Source organism: Scytonema sp. PRP1, assembly GCF_036697665.2.
GTDB classification, from domain to species: domain Bacteria; phylum Cyanobacteriota; class Cyanobacteriia; order Cyanobacteriales; family Nostocaceae; genus Kalymmatonema; species Kalymmatonema gypsitolerans.
Window position 1 is genome coordinate 1 of the sequence record NZ_JBAHYJ020000105.1, and the last position, 20046, is coordinate 20046.

A 20046-nucleotide genomic window follows, 5' to 3' on the forward strand; every position below is an offset into this window, starting at 1 on the left:
TGCAAATTTGAGGTTGGCACCACTGAGGTTGGCACGACTGAGGTTGGCACGACTGAGGTTGGCACCACTGAAGCGAGCGTTGTTTAAATGAGCACCCTTTAGGTCAGCATCGCTAAAATTTGTCTGGCCGAGGTCAGCATTATACAGATGGGAATTATCAAGCTTTACCTTTCTAAGGTCAGAATTGGTTATGTAAGCACCTCTAAGGTCTGTAGCAGAAAGATCGGCATTCCGAAAATCTACTTCTGCAAAATTAGCACCTTTAAGTTTGGCACCCAGGAGATTGGTATTGCTAAGATTTATACGTAAGAAAACGATGCATTTACCAAAAAAAGACTCTGTTAGGTAATTACGCATCGCCTCTGGTACTTTACATCCCTCATTCAGCAATTCAAGTGCTTGGCGTGTTCCTGAACTACGAGCTCTGATGGTTTGCCAAGCGTTAACTTCGTTTCCCTGTCTCAATTTTGGAGTAATAATTAGTAAGGCAATGCCAATAGGGATTACCAGAAAGCTAGCTGCTTTAAGTTGATTATTTCGCCTCTGTTGAATACTTTTCTGAATAAACTTACAAGCCAAATCCGATAAAGCAAAGTTTGTCAATTCCTTTTTCTGGAACGCCTGAGCTTCTTTTAACTGTTTTCCTTGAAGTAAATAATCATTAAGCTGCTTATTCTGTTGCCATTCAGTCGCCAAGCGTTCAATTCTATTCTTTTGGATAATTTTACTGCGATTTTCATCAATCCAACTTTGTAATAGCTGCCAGTGGCGGATTAACGCTTCATGCACAACTTCCACCGTTTCTTGACCAGAACTATTTCGGCTTGTGACGACCAATCGCGCATCAGCCAGTTGACTCACTCTTAACCAGCTTACTTGACCCAATTCAGATTTTGTGGCTATCCGGCGCGTATCTTCTGTCCCTTCGCCTGGACGTACCAACTGCATGAAAATTCGCTGCACCTGTTGTTGATCCGCAGCATCGAAATTGTTATAAATCTTATCAGCATGAGTTGCTAAAGCACCTTGGACTTCACCAATCGCTTCATACGCTGCATGAGTTAATTGTCTATGATTTCGACGTTCCCACAGTAGAGTTAAAGCAAATTCCAGTAACGGCAAGTTCCCTGGTTCATTTTCAACATCATCTAAAATGCGTTTCACGAGTCCTGCTTCCAATGTGACTCCTAGCTTTTGGGCTGGTTTAGAAATCACCTCCAATAGTTCCGTGCGGTTCATTGGTCCCAGCTTGATGTCATCTTGCAGGACATCAGCAAATGGGCGGTACTCCAGCGCACTGCCTAAAAAATCCGCCCGCATAGTAGCAACCAGCACCGTTGGCAATTGGTTTGTGTTCGTTTGAATGAGACTGAGCAAGCAATCTAGAAAACGCCGACGGGTGGATTCATCGTTACATAAGGTATAAATTTCCTCAAACTGGTCAGCAATCAACAGCACTCGGTGGTTGGGATGGCTGCGTTGGATATTCGCCATCACCTTAGTCAGGGTCACTTCGCCTTTATCAAGATAGTCAGCTAACTTAGGTGTTTGCGCCATCCGCTCGGTAGCATTTAAGTTTGGGGTATAAAGAGGAACCAGCGCTTCCGCCAAAGCGTAAAACGGGTCAGAACCAGGACGGAAATGAGTAAATAACCAATGACCCTGTTGTTGCAATTTTGGCACTAGCCCTGCCAACACCACGGAAGATTTCCCGCTTCCGGAAGCACCGAGTACAGGAATAAAGCTCCGCTTTGCAGTTGCTTGGACAAGTTCTTCTATAAAGACTTCGCGTCCAAAAAAGAACTCAGTATCGTTGGGACCAAAGTGAAATAGACCGCGATAAGGACATGGTAGGTTGTCATCAGCAGAAGTCTTGGCAGATTCAACAGGTGCTGTCCTAATGTCCTCACGGTAGTAATGATAGTTGGTGATATGAATTTGCGTATTATAATCACCTTGAATCCCTTGAATCGCTCCTTCCACCCTTGAGCCTGCGACACTTTGCCCAAGGTTTTGCTGGGGAGATGGGGACAGATTTGAATCAAAGTCAGGTGGTTGATTCATCCTGTTTTACTAGATTCCAAAGAAACTTTTGGTAACACCAAACCAGGTTGGGAGTTTTGCCAAAACAGGTTTCCTGTCAAGTCTTGACCTTTAAACGAGCGTCCTCTAAGATTTTGACCAGAGTAGTCTTGCGGCATGGCTGGGTTGGGAAGATGCTAGCATTTAACCTCAGATACAGATTGAGTATGCGGTTTTCCGGCTTCAAAGGCAATTATTATTCTTTCGTCGCTAATTTCTGTCGCTTTTTGGCGGAATTCAAAACAAGTTATCCACATACTCTTTCTTCCAAGTTAGAGCGCTTTATCCGCCAACCTCTGCCACAGAACGCCCGCGCTTTTGGCTTCCCCTGTTGAGACAATAAAAGGATGGCTGGAAGCCGAATAGCAGGGTATCACAGCAAGTGGCGATCGCCTCCCGGATGACACCTTTGCGTAATCGCTTCCCGAATGGCACCTTCAATCGCCTCCCTTGTGGCACCTTCAATCGCCCTCGCGAATGGTACCTTCAATCGCCCTCCCTTGCTGGCATCTTTGCGATCGCCCTCCCGAATGGTACCGAAGGCGATCGCCACTGAGGCGGCTCCAGAACACCATCGCCCGAGGAGCGGCTCATAAAGGAGCATCGCCCGAGGCACTGCGCGGATCACAATCGCAAACCGGAAAGTATGGTAAAGAATTTGTAGCAAATAGTTACAGTCTCCTTATCTAACTATGCCGCAAGACTTCTCCGGTCGAAATCTCAGAGGTCATTCGTTTAAAGGTCGTAAAGACTTGACAGGAGCGAACTTTAGCTATGCAGATATTCAAGGGACAGATTTTACTGGTGCTAACCTTATAGGTGCAAACTTCAGCCATGCTAAAGCTGGGTTGCAAAAGCGCTGGGGTATTTTCTTAGTGCTTATTTCATGGGTGCTGTCGGGAATATCAGGATTCTTCTCCGCTTTTGCTGGTTATTCAGCGGCACTAGTACTTGATACCTCAAAATTTCAGAATCAAATAGAAGGGTTGGCTACCATAATTGTGTTGGTTATTTTCTTTTTCATCACAATTCGCAAAGGAATACAAGCGGGTTTCGTCGCCGTCGTCTTCGCCTTCGCCTTCGCCTTTACCGGAGCCGGAGCCTTAGTCTTCGCCGGAGCCGGAGCCGGAGCCTTAGTCTTCGCCGGAGCTGGAGCCGTCGCCGTCGCCGTCGCCGTCGCCTTCGCCTTCGCCTTCGCCTTCGCCTTCACCGTCGTCTTCGCCGAAGCCTTCACCGGAGCCTTCGCCTTAGCCTTCAACGGAGCCTTCAACGGAGCCTTAGGCTTCGCCTTCGCCTTAGACTTAGCCTTCGCCGGAGCCTTCACCGAAGCCGTCGCCTTCACCGGAGCCGTCGCCTTCACCGGAGCCGTCGCCTTCACCGGAGCCGTCGCCTTCACCGCAGCCGTCGCCGTCGCCGTAACGTTATTGAGTAGTTACATCAGTTGGCGAGCGCTCAAAGGAGATGAAAAGCACGCCCTTATTCGCAACATCGCTGTTGCTTTTGCAGCGACTGGCGGTACAAGTTTCCGCAATGCCAATTTAACTGATGCTAATTTTACACGAGCCACGCTCAAAAATACGGATTTTAGAAAAGCTATTCTGACTCGTACCTGTTTCCACAAAACCAAAAAACTTGACCTTGCTCGTCCTGGTGTAACATACCTTCAGAAAGCACAAGTGCGAGACGTGCTGGTGACAAGACAGGGACACGATGAAATTTTTGACCGCCAAGACCTACGAGGGGTCAACTTTAAAGGGGCAAACTTGGTAGATGCTAGTTTTATTGGTGCAAACTTAAGTGAAGCTAACTTACAAGATGCTGATTTATCCAGAGCCAAGCTAGTACAAACACAATTAGACTCAACTGATTTTACAAGCGCTACTCTCACCGGAGCATATATTGAAGATTGGGGCATTACCAGCAACACAAAATTTAACGGGGTGAGATGCGAGTACGTTTATATGCGACTCCCCACCAAAGAAAACCCTGACCCCCTGCGTAAACCCGATAACAGAGAAGAGGTGTTTGCAGATGGGGAGTTTGGAGATTTTATCAAACCGATTGTTGACACGCTTGACCTTTATCACAACCAAGGTGTAGACCCGAGGGCGATCGCAATTTCCTTCAAGCAGTTAGCAGAGAATCACCCAGATGCAGATCTGCGAATTGTGGGGATGGAGGTGCGAGGAGAAGATAAATTTTTACTTCGTGCTAAAACTGCACCAGATGCTGATAAGTCAGAACTGAGTGCAGAATATTTTGAAATTTACAATCAACTAAAAGCATTAGCAGAGAAAGAACTACAAAAACTGATAGCAGAAAAAGATAGCAGAATTCATAGTTTAGAAACTATGGTAACGACGGCACTACAAAGCCCTAGTTTTTATTCAAACACTCAAGTAGAAAAAGTAGATAATATGAATCCAAGTCAAGGTGGAATTAATCAAAGCGTCAGTAACAGTCAACTTGGGCAAGGACTACAAGCAGTACAAGGGAGTGGAAATCAACTATCTATGAATAATAACGAAAATTATAAAACTAAATATGACCAAAGCCATGCCCAAATTGGTGGTTTTGTTGATACGGCTCAATCTGGTAGCCAACAGACTTTTAACCAAAACATTTCTGCACCGGAGCAAAAACAAACTCTTGCAGAAGCAGCAGCAGAAATACAGCAACTGTTAGAGCAGCTCAATCAATCTTATCCCACTGATACAATGTCTGGAAAAATGGCATTGGCAGCAGAAGCAACTCAACGCATCGAAAATAATCCTACCTTAATGAAGAAAGTCGTCAGTTCATTAAAAGCTGGTGGGACTGCTGCTTTAGAGCAATTGCTCAGTCATCCCGCAGCCAGCTTTGTCATCGCTGCTTTAGATGATTGGTACAAAAACAATCAATAAATTATCAACTTGACAAAATATCCCAAACCTGTTGGTGCTATCTCCTGAGTTGGTTTGGTGTTGCTAAATATTTTTAAACTGTAGTAAAAGTTTACAATGAGCCAGCCTCAGAATTCTGACTCAAATCAATCTCCTAAACCAGGTATTAACCAGCAGGCTAATGACTCAACCTTGGGTGGTGGAATGCAAGGTGTCAACGGTGATGATAATATCCTGATTCAAGGTGATAGCATCGTCCTCAATATTGAAAAGATTATTACTAAATCTGTTTGGAGTGGTGATGGCGGATTGACAAGCCAGGAGCCAATTGAGGATATTGAGCAGGCAATCTTAAATGCTACCAAGAAATACGTTACAAACTACACCGAGCGACATGGCATTCTTAAGGTGTTAGGAATGCGGGAACCAGTAAATCTGGAGGATGTGTACACAGGAGTGCAGTTTTTAGGGAAAGAAAGAATTTGGCAGTTCACCTCGGTTGATAACCTAGAAGCAGCGTTCCGTCAAACACAAAAGCGTAGGTTGCAGTCGGAGAAATCTGAAAAAAAAGATGGGTTAAATGTCGCCAATCAGCAACAATACTTAATGGTGTTGGGGCAACCGGGAGCAGGTAAGTCCACCTTTTTGCGGCGCATGGGGTTAGAAGCGCTCAAGAGTAAGGAAGGAGCATATCAGCATGAATGTATCCCAGTTTTCTTAGAACTGAAGCGGTTTAACACTGGAAAAATCAATTTAGAAAAGGCAATTACAGAAGAGTTGAAAAACTGTGGTTTTCCCAAACCAGAGGACTCTACCAAAAAGCTTTTAGAGAAAGGCAAACTGCTGATTTTGCTGGATGGGTTGGATGAAGTGCCTACTAACCAACTAGATGCAGCAATTACGCAGATTCAGGATTTTGTCGATAAGCATAACCAAAACCGCTTTATTGCTTCCTGTCGCACTGCTGCTTATCGGAGTAGTTTCCAGCGGTTTGTGGATGTGGTGATGGCAGATTTTGATGATACCCAAATCCAGCAGTTCATCACCAACTGGTTTCAGTCAGAGGCAGACAAACGGGTGGGAATGGCGCAGCAGTGCTGGAAACTCTTGCAGCAATCAGAGTATACAGCAACAAAGGAACTAGCGCAAACGCCACTGTTGTTGACGCTGCTCTGTTTAGTGTTTGACGATTCCCAAGCCTTTCCCAAAAATCGAGCAGTGCTGTATGGCGACGCACTGGATGTGTTGTTGAAGAAGTGGGCGGCGGAAAAACGGATTCAGCGCGACCCAATTTACAAAGACCTCAGTGTAGCGCTGGAAGAAATGATGTTAGCAGAGATTGCCTACAGAAATTTTGTGGAAGACAGGCTGTTCTTTTCTCAACGCGAGGTGGTAGAGCAAATCCGCATATTTCTGGCTGATAATTTAAATGCACCGCAACACTTAGATGGAGAGGTGATTTTAGAAGCAATCCAAATTCAGCAAGGAATTTTGGTGGAACGTGCCAAAAATGTGCTGTCCTTTTCCCATCTGACAATCCAAGAGTATTTAACAGCTCAACATATCGCAGACAATAATCTAATTGAGCAGTTAGTAACAGAGTACCTTATTGATAGACGCTGGAAAGAAGTGTTTGTTCTAGTAGCAGGATTGATGCGAGGTGGGGCAGATTCATTGCTGCTGCTCATGGAACAGGAAGTGTCAAAGCTCATTAACCCTAAGTTACAAGCTTTATTACGCTGGGCAGAACGGGAAACAGATGGAACGGCAGGAAACTTAAAAGCTGTGGGTAAATGTGCAGTAGCGCTCTCCATTGCTATTGCCAACGCCATCGTCATCGTCATCGCCAACGCCGACGCCAACGCCGACGCCATTGCCAACGCCATCGCCAACGCCATCGCCAACGCCAACGCCATCGCCAACGTCAACGCCAACGCCAACGCCAACGCCAACGCCAACGCCATCGCCAAGGTCAACGCCATTGCCAAGGCCATCCTCATCGTCAACGCCAACGCCATTGGCAACGTCATCCTCATCGCCAACGCCACCATCGCCGCCATCGCCTACACCAACACCATTGCCATCGCCACCATCACCAACACCATCGCCAACGCCATCACCAAGACTGGGGATCTGGAGAAACTAAAAATATTCAAGAATGTCAACTTTACTGAGTTAATTGCCCAATTGGAAGCACTCAAAACTCAGATTTCTGATGTTCAACAGCCACAGGAGGTGCGTCAGTCATTTGCTAATCGCTTCAAGGAAACCTGGGTTAAAGCCTTCAATCTCACCCCAGAACTGGTTAATTTCTCCGAAGAAGAAATAAAGGCAATGGATGATTATTTGTATGCCAATTACCTTATAATTCAGTGCAAAGAAGCAGCAGTGCGGGTGTCGCCAAAAACTTGGCACTCGATTGAGTCCAGAATGTTAACAATTCGTAACGCAACGAGTCCCACAAACAACTTCTAGTATTTCAGATTGAATCGCGGATAACGGCTGTTATCCGCAATACGTCACAATAAGTGAAGCCACCCCGTGATTGGTCGTCCGGGTGGCTTCATGTTTGATTCACTTACAACCATGTTACCAACACCACTTTCTCAATGGGGTGATAATGCGATCGCCTCCGTCAAAATGGCTGATATCGCCAACACTGCCCAATTAGTTGAGCTTTGGAAAAATACCAAACGCTCGGTACAAACCCGCCGCTCTTACGATTACGACATCCGTTGCTTTATTGCTTTCTTGCTGGGAGATAAGCCAAACCAAGTTAGGCTGAATGATATCGACCTGCGGACTGTCACCATTAATGATGTGCAAGCTTTTGCTGACCATTTGGAGGTCAAAGAACTAGCCGTGACGACTCGTCACCGCCGTTTAGCTGCTCTTAGAAGCTTGCTGAGATTTGGGCATAAAATTGGCTACTTGCAATTTAACGCCGCCGCTGACACCCCTCTGCCGGAACCGGAAGATACTCTGGCAGAACGGATACTAAGCGAGTTGCAGGTGATAACCATAGTTGCGCTGACTCCACCGGGACGCGATCGCTTGCTGATACAAACGCTCTACTACAGCGGTGCAAGGGTAAGCGAACTTGCAGGACTGACCTGGAAACGAGTTCAGCCCAACCGCGATGGACACGGACAAATAACGCTTTATGGCAAGGGTCAAAAAACTCGTACGGTCATTATACCAAAGGAAGTCTACGAGGGCTTGCTTTCCATACGGGTATCCAAAAGTCCCGATGCTGCGGTGTTTGCCAGCCGCAAAGGAGGCAAGCCGTTAAAGGCGCGACAAATAGAGGAGATTGTCACCAAAGCAGGCGAACGGGCAGGAATTAAAGGAGTTAGTCCCCACTGGCTGAGACATTCTCATGCTTCTCACTCGCTTGATAGGGGTTCCCTGTGCAGCTTTTGCAGGCAACCTTGGGACACAGTAGCTTGAAACAAACCAGCCGCTATGCTCACGCTAGACCTAACGATAGTAGTGGTTTATACCTGGCGCGGTAGGAGTGCTTCATGAGTCGAATCTTGAGCAGCCGAATGCACGGGAAATTGGTAAAAGCGAAGTTCCGCCCGATTGTTGGAGGAGGTTAGTTGAGGGTCAACTTGGGGAACAATAAGGGTTTATCCATTGGGACACCGCCCATAACAATCGCACTCATAGCAATCCAGTCACGCTGGCAGCCGCAGGCAGGCGTTGCCCTAAGCCCTAAGCCCGACGCGCAATACAGCCACAGGGAAAAGAAAAAACTGCTGCGGCAACGCGGCGGTTCGGACTGTGGCGCTTGCCCGTCGCCCACGCCTGCCTGCGGCTACTCGTCAGTCATTAGTCATTAGTCATTAGTCATTGGTCCGGCGTCAGCAGTGGGTGGCGTTCGCCGCGCAGCAGTGGTTCCCAGGTCGTGCGCCCTCTCTGCGCTCCGGTGGCTGGGGGGTTGCCTCGCGGCGTGCAGCTGCGGTTTTGTTGCCGTCGCGGGCCCTTGTTTCCTCCGCAGCTGGTGGTTAGTTTCACTCGCCCCCTGTCGTTTCCCTGGTCCCGCGCTACCAGGTCATTGCCTCCGGTTCTACGTCGTTTCGCTTTCCACATTTATATTATATCAGGTCTACTTGGTATAATAAAATTTTTATTTACACTTCTTTATCTTGTTTCGCTTGAGTTTCAGCCGAAATTAATTGTGCGATCGCTTCCCTAAGTTTTCCTTGCCAGCCAGGAATAGCCTTTAGCTCTTGCTTCATTGTTTCTGTGAGCTTCAGGTCAATTTTGGCTATTAGCGGTTCTTCTCCCGCTGCTTTAAACTGTGTCGCTTCTCTCTTGCCCTCAAAAGCCTTTGGGTTCCCCATAATTTTTACCAAGTCTACTTGGTAAATTGTAACGCAAGATTCACAAAAACTTTACATAAAAACAGCCTATATACCAGGTCTACTTGGTATAATAATGAATATAAACCACAAAAAACCCGGCTACCAACCGGGCATCCATTTAAAACACTAATTCCATTATGAAACTTCAAGCACCATCAGCAGCAAATCAGCTAGCACTAACTCTTGAGCAGTTCATCGGTAAAGCTGAAGCATTCTTGCAAAACCACTACGTCGTAGGCAGCGACAGCGCAGACATCCAAACAATCTTAAAGGCGATTGCAGACTTGCGGTTGGATATCGACACCGAACGGTTAGAGCAAGAGCTTGAGTTAACACAAGAAAGACAAGACTTAATGGGCGACTACTACGACAGTAGCTGGTTCTAAAAAAGCGACCTGGGTAAGTCGGTAAACTGCCCAAGCCAAAACTTTAACCATTGAAATTGTAAACCATGAACCTCAACGAATATCCAACCGCAATTGCAAAACTCCAAGCAGAAGTATTTGACCTTGACCAGTTAATTGACCAGACCTGCACTACCACCAAGCAGATTGAAGCGGAGATTGATAGTGCGATTGCCCAAGGGGCAGTGGCGGAGCCAATCGCCTTTGATGCAGCACTCCGCAACGACGCACAGCGCAAAGCCAAGCGGCAGCAGCTTTTGGACGAGCATCCAAACTACTGGGAACAGCAGGAAATTTTGAGCCAGTACCGCAGTAAGCGGGAGCAAGCTTTTATCCAGCTTTGCCTGAAGCGTAATGAGTTTTCGGTTTTGAAGTTGGAGAAACGCGAGAGCATCGCCCGATTAGAACTGCAAGCCAATAGCTAAACCTGACAACCGCCCCGGCGAGTGCTGGGGCAACCAGAGGAGGAACTATGAAACTAGGAATGACAGCTATCAAAAAACAGCAAGTGGGCGAGCGCTGGGTCTGGCTGTGTGAGGAATCGCTGCCAGGGCAGGGCTGCCGAGAATGGGCAACTTATGTCTCGATTTCACCTGATGAAGTGGCAACCGAACATGGGCATTACTTTGTTAGGTACTCTAACGCCGTCGCTGACTTTGAGGCACGCGTGAAGCAGTACAGCTAAGACGACGGGGGAGAGCGATTGCAAGCTTTCCCCAGAACTACACAAGGACTATTCAAACATGACACCAGAACAAATTCACACCTGGCTACAAATCCAGCAGCGGCAAACGCTGGCACTTGAGAAAATGGCTGCTTCGTTGGAAAGAATGACGGCAGCGCTGGAACGGTTAGCCCCCAGGACAGCGCCTAATTACCAATACTCGCTGGAGTCGTTCAGAAGCTTTGACTGGTCAGCGATTGGGGCAACGGTGGAACGAAAAGACCAACACGGGGCGGCGATTGTTTCTTGGAACGGGCAGCAGTACATCAGGCGATCTCCCTCCAATAAGTTTGACCCAGCAATCTGGTTTAGTCGCTGCACTGGGAAGGCAGAGGACGGCTCAAACGCCTATGAACGGCTGATAACATTTAAACCAATTTCGACGGCGGAAGTTGAGCCTGTGCCAGAGAAAGTTCGGGGTTTAGCGCGGCTGGACTAGCTAGGCAAGTAGACCAAGCAGCGATTGCAGCAGGAGTGGGCGACCACTCCTGCCGTTTTTTTCTTCGCTTGTTTGGTCTGCTTGGGCTGGCTTAGGGAAAGCTAGTCCAGCCGCGCTTTTGTAGTTTTTGGGGGTATGACGAAGTACGTGCAAAATTACCCATGTTGTAAAGTTTTGTGTGTACAAGTTGTACAGCATTGACAAACGCTCTTCGTCTGTCCGAAGGACTAGAGCGATTGTCCAAGGGACACAGGCATTGCCAATCGCCCCAACTCCAAGAATTCTTGTTGCCACTCCTCGGGTAACAGAGTGAGCATCTGTGCTAGCAGTTGTGCCTTGTCTTTAAAGGTCAATGCTTGTAAAACACGCTCAAAGCTTTCTTTGCCAAGGGATTGAGCCGTAGACATAACTTGACTAACCCCGTCTTCTGGAGTTTGGACGTTTTCTTCTAGCACCAGGGGCAGGTAGGTCTTGGCTGCAAAAAGTTCGTCCTCGGTCAGCGCATCTGGGTCACTCTGGGGGGTGTTAGTTGTCCTATATAGTGACTTTAATAGGAACATTAACACCCTCTGGAAGGCGGTCCAACCTCCTACCACGTCCTTGGCAATTTGGGAGATGCGGCTGCGGTTACACCCCACAATTTTGGCGAGCGCACCAGTGGTTAACTCTTTGCCCGTCTCGACCAGTTGTTTAGCTGCTTGCAAAATTGTCCAGTACGTTTGTTCGCCAGCGCTACCCGCCTCTGGGGTGATTTGGAACGCTGTTCGGGTTTCAAATTCAGCATCTGGAAAATATTCGCGTAGGTAACTTAAGTCCTGGTCAGAAGCAATATACCAGCACAGCTGCTCCTCTTCTCTTCTCGCACTCCGTAAGCGCCATCCTACTTGAGCATTTTCACTTTGCACCCTTTCTTGCACAAACGCAGCGAACTGAGTATTATCTTTATCGGGATTGCAGTCGCCTGTTAAGGTGGTGTACTCCAGCTGTAGTTGCCCAATGTTGGGGAATGGAGTGCCAAACGTCAGCAATGCGGTTTTATTCTCAAAGCGATTGGAACCACGGTTATCTTTGAACCAGTAGCCGCTGTCCGATTCCTCATTTCTTTCGGCGAGGGCAGCAAGGTGGTCAATGATTCCTACGTTCTCAACTCCATGTTGCTTTTGAACGGCACTTGTGATAGCTTTTACCCGCGCTTTCATACTTTCAGAGCGTTCTTTGCCCAAAAGCCCCAGCCCGGTGATTTGGATGATTTTGAGATTCGCGTGACGTTTGCGCTTTTGACGGATGACCACAATGTCACTTGGGTCAACGTCCAAATCCTGTGCTAAGGACTCTCTAGTTTTTGTGCCGTCAAGAATCAGTGTAAAATCTGCTTGCTTGAGTTGCTCACGGTGACGGTCATCACGAGTGTAGATGGTCAGATTTTTGTATGCGACCCGGAAGGAACCGCGTTTCTCTCCAAGCAGGATTTCAAGTATTGGCACTAAGCAGTTACTTGGCAAGTTGGCGATCGCCTCCCGATTCTCCTCATCTGCTTCCTTCTGCATTGCCTTACGGGCAAGCTTTAATGCAGCAGCACTGCCAAAGCGGTCCTGGGCAGTCATTCCATCTAAAGTAACTGAATCTGCCTCCCTCAGCAATGCCCCCAACTTGGGAGTAAATGAACGGATGACAGCAAGATGTTCGCCTAACCCAGTTAAATCACCCAGCATTTCGCGAATAGCAGCTTCACTCCACCCGAACCGCGTTTCTGAAGTAACCTCTTGTTCTCCGTTTAAGATGGAGCGTAGAGCAAAGATGATTGGTTCTATCGCCAAAATTGCTGCTGGCAGTGCCTTAATATTATCCCTGATGGCATTGATTTCTTCGCCAAGGGTAACAACATCTGCTATCAAGTAGCCGGTTTCAACATCTAAACGCGCAATTTCAGCTTCCAGCTTTTGCACGGCTTCAGTGTTGCTGTTGTTAACAAAAAGACCCAAGTCCAATTCCTGTTGAGCAGTCATTGCATCAAGCTGAGCCTCAAGTTTCTCACTTTCTTCCAGTTTCGCGCTGACCTGTGCTTGAATTTTATCTCTCTGGGCATTCAACTCTTTTATCTTAAATTCAGCGTTGTGTACTTGAGATTTAAGGTACATCCAAGTGTTATCAAAGTCCTTTAAGCTGGCTTGAGTTTCGCTGTACCCGCGAAACTGTGTAAACTCGTCCACAACGACAGCAATTCGCTTTGGTTCCTGGTTGTCTTCTTCGGGTACAACTTGCATTTTGCCGATGTCCGGCAGCGAATCCAAACTACAGCGAATTTTATCACTTGCAAGAGCATTTTTGCGCTCTTGGCGGAATGTATGCCTTGGTATTGTAGGCAACCCCTCAACGCCAGCGCAGTTTGATTTCCACTTGCACACGTTGCAGATGGGGTTAATAGCAGCTTCCGTTGAAACTTCCTGATACCCCTTGGCTGCAAAGGTGTGGAACAGGTGAGTTTTTGAGCAGTTACCTTCTATGTTGGGTTCTTCGCCTGGTTTCGCCCAACGTACATAAGGATTGCCCAAAGGTGTAAGTTGGGTGTCATCGCTGACCAGCCCATCGTTACGAACTGGCAAGTCGGTGTAATTTTGTTCAATAGAGGCAACCGAGGGGTTTCTGTGGGTCGGTGAGGTGTAAAATATTGTGTTTACTCCCAACGCTTGCGGAGTGAGGTCGCCTGCCAGGTGAGATTTGCCTACGCCACCTTCACTGTTATCAAGTATCAAAAGTCGTTTGTTTTCAGATGCGGCTTGTTGTGCGAGTGCTTGGATTGTGGCAAGGTGTTCGCCATCGGTGAATTCAACAATTCCAGAATCAGGTTTGTTTTGCGCGACGGCGGCGCGAGCTTCGTCAAATCCTTTAAAAGGACGTGTACGGCTTAAAAATTTCTTCAGCTTCTCCAAACGGTTGGTGAAGAAGGATTTGAACGACTCTTGCTGCTGTAGCTCGATGTGGCGATTGGGCTTTAGCCCACTGCCCTCCGGGCAATCGCAGTCGGACTCCCACTGCTCCATAAGAGAAGCACGAGCAGCGTAGAATTCAGCATCCGCTTGTTGCACATACGGTGTAAACTCTCGCTTAGGAAATTTAAACCCGTGCGACTTGGCAATGTGGAATAATGTACCAATACTGATGCCGTTGGTACGCCCACCTCTAAAACTGCGGATTTTCTGCCGGATATTCCAAGTTGTACCTTTGATGGAAGGCGACCACGATTCAGCTAGAGCCTCTGCTTCTGCGCCATAGTGTGCATAGAGCGCCATCAGAACTTGCAAGCACTCTTGGTAATTGCCAGAACCAGGCGAACGTGATGGAATACAAGATAATGCTTGTTGAATCAGTGCGTCGGTATCCCAGCCCTCAACGTCAGCCCTTTTTCTAATCTCCCTCTTGCGTTCCTCAATCCGCTTTACTTGCTCGGTGTGTTCAACCCGCTCCCTGTGTGCCGTCTCTCTCGCCTGTATTACCCAATCTAAGGGTAACGTCGCACCAGGCTGCACCAGCGGGAATTCTGCCTTACTGTTGCCGTAGAATACACGAGAAGCATCCTTACACGCTGGGTCGTGGGGAAGGTGTTGCATCAGGAAACGGGTACACGCCTCTACCGTGTCCGCTCCTTCCACGTATTCTGGCAGCAGAAACACCAGTCGAAACTTATGCCAGTCGGGGCGATGACTCGCTGTTGTGTAAATTAAGGCACAATGCTTTTGAATGAACTCGTTGGCAAGCGCCGCCTCAAGTGTTAGCTCAGGTTTGTAAATTTTTTTATCTTTGCCGTTTTCGTCTTTGACTGGTTGTCCCGACGAATCTTTTAGTACATCAGTATTATCAATGTCCAAAAGAATCCAGTGAGAACCCAGCACATTCGCCTTGGAGCGACGATGACCGCCCAACAACCCAGCACACAAAGCGTGTCCGTTCCCAACATGGCGCTTTACGTCAAAAATTGTGCCTTCTATGTCCCTGTAGCGTGTCGCTAACTCTTTGAAATCCCAGTCCTTATCTTTGCCCGATGTGTTAACGGCGAATCTGAAGCGCCGAGCCAAGAAAGGTGTACTCATTCTGCACCTCCTGACTGCTGCATCAAGCTTTGCCAAGAAATTGCGCTCGTCGCCCCCGTCCAGGCTGCGTTTTCAAGGAGTTCCAAGCAATCAGTAAGGCGGTGTTGCTCTCTAAGGTGAGTTAACGGTGAAATCCTTGTAGAGACTTGATTGGTGGTAGCGCTCCGCAGTACAATGGCGTTAATTAGATTTTGCGGAGCGCCTTGACCGGGAAGTTTTGGCGCTTTTGCTTTTGGCATATCGAGGTGTGGTTTCTCACCCCGGCAGCTCTTATTCACTCCAATGGATTAAGCTAGAAGTACATTTGTTTATAAAGTGTTTGTTCTGGTTGGTTCCCAGAACTTGTGGAACTTGCGTTCCGTTTGGAGGCAGCGGATTGCTGACCGCGCTGACCGGGCTACAGTTTTGGAGTGAAGGAACTGACCGGGCTTTACTATATCTAGATAAACACACGAAATATTGGTTTGTAAAAATTTTTGTTGGTGCGTCATTAGGTGTTGATGTTTCGGTCATCTTCAACTAATGACTACCTTGCCTTACGCTACATCTTTAATCCAGTTGATTCCCTCCCCACACCACTGAACTAGCAACCAACGATTAGAATCCTTATCCAGCGCTGGCAGAACACGGAAGTTAAAGACTTCTTGCCACACGGATACCCCATATAAGGTACAAAAATCCGCTTCTAAGTCTTTAAACTGCTGCCAAGAGCGTGAGCCAATAGCGGTGAGTATGGGGATGATAGCGGTGATTGGGATTTGAGTAGCATTTGTCATTCTGCGTAATCCTCAAAAATACAAATAAATTGCATTGGTAGCTTTTTGGTGTTGATAATTCTAACCAAGCGCTTACCTTTGCTTCTGGCAAGCGCGAAACAAGCTAATTCTGTCTCAGCTGCTGACCAGTCTCTTGGGTCTGTTGCCGGGTCAAACGGTTCTTCTACATCATCTGGTTGGTTTTCTTCGCTCACCCCTCCCCTCTCCCATTGCCGGACTGCCTAAATAAGTATTCCCAGATGCGCCGGATTTCTGCTTGGAACACTTCGCGATCGCTCTCAGCATTTTGAATTGAGTGCATCACAATATCGCGCAGGCTATCAACCTCTTCTGTCAGCCCGTCAACTTTGGCTGTCAGTTGTGCTAACGCCTGAGTATAGGAATGCTGCTGTTGGGTCAGTTGAGCGATCGCCCTTGTATTAGTTTGCTGTTGCTCTGTCAGTTGTCCTAGAGCGCTAGTGTTCACCTGCTGCTGTTGGGCAGTTTGCAGCAGTATCGCTTCAATTCGGTCTAACCTATCAAAACGCCCGTCTTGAGTCATCCCTCACCCCTCCCATTGCCGGACTGCCCAAGCAAGTATTCCCAGATGCGCCGGATTTCTGCTTGGAATAAGGTGCGATCGCTCTCAGCATTTTGAATTGAATGCATCACAATATCCCGCAGGCTATCAACCTCTTCTGTCAGCCCGTCAACTTTGGCTGTCAGTTGTGCTAGAGCGCTAGTGTTCACCTGCTGCTGTTGGGCAGTTTGCAGCAGTATCGCTTCAATCCGGTCTAACCTATCCTGCCGCCCGTCCTGCGTCACGCCGCCCCCTTGTCTTCCTTCGCTCTTGGAGTTGTTTTGGCATTTCGTTCTTCTTCATCTTCTTTGATGAATTCTTCTATAAACGCTGTTAAGGTATCGCTCATAGTGCTTCCTTTCCTAGCGCAAGCAGCCTTAAACAAGTTTCGTACCTCTTCAGTCACGAAAGCTTTGACCTCTACTGCTAAGGCAACGCTGCACTTTTTACCATTAAGTTCAGGACTAAATTCTTTAATTAGTAAAGGTTCAATCTCCGTAAGCAATGTTTCGTCTGAGCATTCCAGCCAAGCAATCCTTACAGTAGGGAACAGTTTTACAAACTCACTCCACCTATGATGAGCCGCCCATCTTTGTAAGAGATTAACAGTTTTGCCAATATACAAAATTCGGTTTTCTGCCAACACAAAGTAAACTGCTGAACATCTAGGCAGCTGCTTACGCTCACCCAGTGGCAGTGACGGTAGGGTAAGCGGGTCAATGGTGCTTGCGTTCATGCCGCCCCCTTGTCCGAATGGTTTTTTGGTGATTGCTTTTGGGGTTGACTCTCAACCCATTGTTTAACTAACTCACCAATAACCTCACTCATCGACTTGTTTTGAGCCACACAAGTCAACTTAAATTCCATCTTTAATTCCTTATCTATGTAAACGCTGAGTTCCGCCGCACCAGGCGGAATGTGTTTTGGCATATTTACTCTCATACTCGTTATCCCGTATTCTCGCATTTTGTACTAGGAGGATTCTACCACGTCTAACCCGTATGCGCGTATAACGTAGTATGCTTGAGTTAATCGTCAAACCCTTACCCCACGGGACTCACAACAAGCCCCCGTGTCAGATTTTCATGTCCAAAATTTACCCAAACCCAATCTATGGAAGCAATAAAAAATAACTGTACTGAGTGCATCTGTCCCAGAAGAACAGCACCAACAGCTTTGCACCACTCGACCCCTAACACCGCTGCATTTTAAAAAGAAACGCCCATATGATGTCACGATTTGAACTTAATTTGAAAAGCTTAGAAGAATTGCAAGTAATAGGCAGAAAGTATGGTATTCAGCCAATTAGGGGCTATGGTGAGCGAGAAGCATGGATAGATACCATTACCCGGTTTCCTTACAAAGCGATTGACCAAATGAGGGATGGTGTAGGTTTACATTCACCCGGAGTGGAAGCATATCATCACTTAACCATGCTCTTAGACCTGCTTGGTGAACCGACTGATTCTCAAGCCGCCCTGATCCGCGCGACTCATCTGGCTGAGTGGATGGAAGATCCAACTTGGAGGTTTTACCAAGAAAAGTTATTTGAGCTATGGCGTATGCGATTTTTGTTAATGGAGGTGAGGAAGCTTTTACTTGGTTAAATATAAAAAAATATTTTCGCCATCTTCCTCATTGATTTGTCTACTTTTGTCTACACTTGTTTACGACTTCTTCTTGACTTTGGGGCTGTAGCAGTTGAAATGTCCGTAGAAGGTGGATTTTGGGCATCCGTAGACGTGGGAGGTGGAAATACCCGCTCAACTTCCCGAATAAAAGCGTCTACAGCCTTACCAGCGGTTGATTGACTGCCAACTTTTAGTTTTTTGAGAGTTTGTTCTCGAATTGCCGTGTAATCTGGATGTAGCGTTTTCACATCTTGTCTAACATCTTGCCTGAAAGATTTATCCTTATCTCTCAGGCTCTCAATTTTCCCAAGCGTTCTTCCACCAATTCCAGCTTGGCTTGTAAACTACCCACAGCTGCTGCTATCTTCTCCTCAACCAGTTTGTTTATGTCTACACCTGTAGACACTTCTTTCGATATGCCAAGAATACCCCTGAGCAACCGTGCTGCTGTCTGGTTGAGAGAACCAGAGTCTTCTTCAGTCTGAAGTGCTTCTAGTGCTTGGATTTCGGCATCACTGAAGCGGAATGAAATCACTTTGCTACTCACTTGTATACTCCTGTTGACGATTTGTATACAAGCACTGTACCCTATTGCCTCTCTTTTGTATACAAAAAGTAGACAAAAGTAGACAAAAAAAGCCATCTGTCCGTGAGTCCCGCGTATATCCCTACCCGACTACTATTGCCCCACCGTAAGGCACCCGACCTCACAAACAGCGGAAACATCTTCTCAGGCAACCCCATTCTTGATAAGCGCTTCTTATTAACGCTATTAACCTTTTATTGTCAAGTTTTGTTTACTAAATTTAACAATATTGTTATATTTATTTACATAAGTTAACAAATAAGACAAACGAGCTATGTACACCACTGTTAATCAAGAAGGTATTCTGAATAACTACGCAACAGAACCCCAGATGTACTATGCTGACTACCCCTCACCACAGCAGCAACGTCAATATGCATTGCAGGGTGCATTCGCTACTTTACTTGTTGCCACTGTAATCTTGGTTGCCTTAGGCGTTAGCTAAAATTTTTGGATTTCGGTATCGGGACTCATTGACATTTGGACTTCTCCTTATCTAATCGCCTCGGTTCAAAGTGCCGAGGTTTTTTGTATGTTGGAGAGTGGTGAACACAAAAATATGAGTATTTATTCTTAGTTTTCTCTGGCAATGAAATCACCTTGCTACTCACTTGTATACTCCTGTTGACATTATGTAGACAAATGACTGTACCCTCTTGACCTTCATCTGTATACTATGTGTAGATATTAGTAGATAAGAGAAAATCCTATTTATCCTCGCCTTCGCCTGCACAATTCTTTGGATTTTTTGGGGGCAAATTTAGTTGCTGGCGTAATTCCGGGTCGTAGCAGGCTTGTTCCCAATTCTTAGCAGCTTTTATCTGCTGAGAGGTCAAGTTTTTAACTCCCTTAAGGTTGGTGCAGATGGTTTTCTCTGTAAAATTCTTTGTAAAAAATGTGTAACAGCCAAGGGCGGCACCACTGAGGTTGGCACCACTGAGGTCGGCACTTCTGAGGTTGGCACCATTGAGGTTGGCACCATTGAGGTTGGCACTACTGAGGTTGGCACGACTGAGGTCGGCATAACTGAGGTCGGCATAACTGAGGTTGGTACTATTGAGGTTGGCACCACTGAGGTGGGCACCAATGAGATTAATATTTGTAAGCCTGGCACCTGTAAGGTTGACATTAGGACCAATTAAATACATCTTTTGCTGAGTAAGATTAAACTTGTCAGGAAATACAGTGTTCTTGTCATAAAGAGCATTCTCAAGATTTGCACCACTGAGGTCGGCACTTCTGAGGTTGGCACCATTGAGGTTGGCACCTCTGAGGTCGGCACGACTGAAGTTGGTACTATTGAGGTAGGCACCTCTGAGGTCGGCACGACTGAAGTTGGCACCTCTGAGGTCAACATCACTGAGATTAATAGTTGTAAGCCTGGCACCTGTAAGGTTGACATTAGGACCAATTAAATACATCTTTTGCTGAGTAAGATTAAACTTGTCAGGAAATACAGTGTTCTTGTCATAAAGAGCATTCTCAAGATTTGCACCACTGAGGTC

General features: G+C 46.9%; 25 protein-coding genes. 9 read left to right on the forward strand and 16 right to left on the reverse strand.

Going from position 1 to position 20046, the window contains the following annotated elements:
- From V5G28_RS27710 to V5G28_RS27720, 3 genes are all read right to left on the reverse strand, one after another.
- Positions 1–2064: pentapeptide repeat-containing protein (locus tag V5G28_RS27710; RefSeq protein WP_332989305.1), on the reverse strand; the 2064-nt coding region annotated here is incomplete at its 3' end.
- Entirely contained in the window at positions 2061–2201 is a 141-nt protein-coding gene (locus V5G28_RS27715) for a hypothetical protein (protein WP_332989307.1), read from the reverse strand. The genes V5G28_RS27710 and V5G28_RS27715, both read right to left, overlap by 4 nt.
- A 254-nt stretch (positions 2202–2455) precedes the next feature.
- Complete coding sequence (locus V5G28_RS27720) at positions 2456–2749, reverse strand: hypothetical protein (protein WP_332989309.1); 294 nt, start codon at positions 2747–2749, stop codon at positions 2456–2458.
- 25 nt (positions 2750–2774) lie between these two features.
- Here V5G28_RS27720 and V5G28_RS27725 point away from each other — a divergent pair, with 25 nt between their 5' ends.
- From V5G28_RS27725 to V5G28_RS27735, 3 genes are all read left to right on the forward strand, one after another.
- The gene (locus tag V5G28_RS27725) at positions 2775–4985 is read left to right on the forward strand and encodes a pentapeptide repeat-containing protein (protein WP_332989311.1); all 2211 of its coding nucleotides are present in this window, start codon (positions 2775–2777) and stop codon (positions 4983–4985) included.
- A gap of 96 nt (positions 4986–5081) precedes the next feature.
- Positions 5082–7439: an NACHT domain-containing protein gene (locus V5G28_RS27730; protein ID WP_332989313.1), complete on the forward strand. Its 2358-nt coding sequence runs from the start codon at positions 5082–5084 to the stop codon at positions 7437–7439.
- Between the two features lie 111 nt (positions 7440–7550).
- Positions 7551–8414: a tyrosine-type recombinase/integrase gene (locus V5G28_RS27735; protein WP_332989315.1), complete on the forward strand. Its 864-nt coding sequence runs from the start codon at positions 7551–7553 to the stop codon at positions 8412–8414.
- 686 nt (positions 8415–9100) lie between these two features.
- Here the strand turns inward: V5G28_RS27735 and V5G28_RS27740 are convergent.
- On the reverse strand, positions 9101–9313 hold the full coding sequence (locus tag V5G28_RS27740; RefSeq protein ID WP_332989317.1) for a hypothetical protein: 213 nt from the start codon (positions 9311–9313) through the stop codon (positions 9101–9103).
- A gap of 158 nt (positions 9314–9471) precedes the next feature.
- Here V5G28_RS27740 and V5G28_RS27745 point away from each other — a divergent pair, with 158 nt between their 5' ends.
- The 4 genes from V5G28_RS27745 to V5G28_RS27760 all read left to right on the forward strand — a co-directional run bounded on the left by V5G28_RS27745 (position 9472) and on the right by V5G28_RS27760 (position 10901).
- Entirely contained in the window at positions 9472–9720 is a 249-nt protein-coding gene (locus V5G28_RS27745) for a hypothetical protein (RefSeq protein WP_336231383.1), read from the forward strand.
- A gap of 65 nt (positions 9721–9785) precedes the next feature.
- The gene (locus tag V5G28_RS27750) at positions 9786–10163 is read left to right on the forward strand and encodes a hypothetical protein (RefSeq protein WP_332989321.1); all 378 of its coding nucleotides are present in this window, start codon (positions 9786–9788) and stop codon (positions 10161–10163) included.
- A 47-nt stretch (positions 10164–10210) separates the two neighbouring features.
- A complete protein-coding gene (locus V5G28_RS27755) occupies positions 10211–10423 on the forward strand; it encodes a hypothetical protein (protein WP_332989323.1) in 213 nt (70 codons plus the stop codon).
- Positions 10424–10481: 58 nt separating this feature from the next.
- Positions 10482–10901 (forward strand): single-stranded DNA-binding protein, encoded by a 420-nt coding sequence (locus V5G28_RS27760; protein ID WP_332989325.1) that lies wholly within the window; start codon positions 10482–10484, stop codon positions 10899–10901.
- Here the strand turns inward: V5G28_RS27760 and V5G28_RS27765 are convergent, their stop codons facing one another.
- From V5G28_RS27765 to V5G28_RS27805, 9 genes are all read right to left on the reverse strand, one after another.
- Entirely contained in the window at positions 10902–11099 is a 198-nt protein-coding gene (locus V5G28_RS27765) for a hypothetical protein (protein WP_332989327.1), read from the reverse strand.
- Between the two features lie 29 nt (positions 11100–11128).
- The gene (locus V5G28_RS27770) at positions 11129–14989 is read right to left on the reverse strand and encodes a PriCT-2 domain-containing protein (protein ID WP_332989329.1); all 3861 of its coding nucleotides are present in this window, start codon (positions 14987–14989) and stop codon (positions 11129–11131) included.
- Complete coding sequence (locus tag V5G28_RS27775) at positions 14986–15267, reverse strand: hypothetical protein (protein ID WP_336231384.1); 282 nt, start codon at positions 15265–15267, stop codon at positions 14986–14988. Before V5G28_RS27775 ends, V5G28_RS27770 begins: the two co-directional genes overlap by 4 nt.
- Positions 15268–15525: 258 nt before the next feature.
- Positions 15526–15765: a hypothetical protein gene (locus tag V5G28_RS27780; RefSeq protein WP_332989332.1), complete on the reverse strand. Its 240-nt coding sequence runs from the start codon at positions 15763–15765 to the stop codon at positions 15526–15528.
- The gene (locus V5G28_RS27785) at positions 15762–15959 is read right to left on the reverse strand and encodes a hypothetical protein (protein WP_332989334.1); all 198 of its coding nucleotides are present in this window, start codon (positions 15957–15959) and stop codon (positions 15762–15764) included. The genes V5G28_RS27780 and V5G28_RS27785 overlap by 4 nt, the downstream gene beginning before the upstream one ends.
- On the reverse strand, positions 15956–16306 hold the full coding sequence (locus V5G28_RS27790) for a hypothetical protein (protein ID WP_332989336.1): 351 nt from the start codon (positions 16304–16306) through the stop codon (positions 15956–15958). Before V5G28_RS27790 ends, V5G28_RS27785 begins: the two co-directional genes overlap by 4 nt.
- Positions 16303–16569, reverse strand: coding sequence for a hypothetical protein (locus tag V5G28_RS27795; RefSeq protein WP_332989338.1), 267 nt, complete (start codon positions 16567–16569; stop codon positions 16303–16305). Before V5G28_RS27795 ends, V5G28_RS27790 begins: the two co-directional genes overlap by 4 nt.
- On the reverse strand, positions 16566–17060 hold the full coding sequence (locus tag V5G28_RS27800) for a GIY-YIG nuclease family protein (protein WP_332989340.1): 495 nt from the start codon (positions 17058–17060) through the stop codon (positions 16566–16568). The genes V5G28_RS27795 and V5G28_RS27800 overlap by 4 nt, the downstream gene beginning before the upstream one ends.
- Complete coding sequence (locus V5G28_RS27805) at positions 17057–17254, reverse strand: plasmid partition protein ParG (RefSeq protein WP_332989342.1); 198 nt, start codon at positions 17252–17254, stop codon at positions 17057–17059. The genes V5G28_RS27800 and V5G28_RS27805 overlap by 4 nt, the downstream gene beginning before the upstream one ends.
- Positions 17255–17550: 296 nt before the next feature.
- Between V5G28_RS27805 and V5G28_RS27810 the strand changes: the two genes are divergently transcribed.
- Positions 17551–17931 (forward strand): hypothetical protein, encoded by a 381-nt coding sequence (locus V5G28_RS27810; protein ID WP_332989344.1) that lies wholly within the window; start codon positions 17551–17553, stop codon positions 17929–17931.
- 50 nt (positions 17932–17981) lie between these two features.
- On the opposite strand, the gene V5G28_RS27815 is transcribed toward V5G28_RS27810, so the two are convergent.
- The gene (locus V5G28_RS27815; protein WP_336231385.1) at positions 17982–18203 is read right to left on the reverse strand and encodes a hypothetical protein; all 222 of its coding nucleotides are present in this window, start codon (positions 18201–18203) and stop codon (positions 17982–17984) included.
- A gap of 41 nt (positions 18204–18244) precedes the next feature.
- On the reverse strand, positions 18245–18502 hold the full coding sequence (locus tag V5G28_RS27820; protein WP_336231386.1) for a hypothetical protein: 258 nt from the start codon (positions 18500–18502) through the stop codon (positions 18245–18247).
- A gap of 313 nt (positions 18503–18815) precedes the next feature.
- Here V5G28_RS27820 and psb34 point away from each other — a divergent pair, with 313 nt between their 5' ends.
- Entirely contained in the window at positions 18816–18986 is a 171-nt protein-coding gene (gene psb34, locus V5G28_RS27825; RefSeq protein ID WP_332989349.1) for a photosystem II assembly protein Psb34, read from the forward strand.
- 262 nt (positions 18987–19248) lie between these two features.
- Here psb34 and V5G28_RS27830 read toward each other — a convergent pair.
- A partial coding sequence (locus V5G28_RS27830) for a pentapeptide repeat-containing protein (RefSeq protein WP_332989351.1) occupies positions 19249–20046 on the reverse strand: 798 nt, incomplete at its 5' end.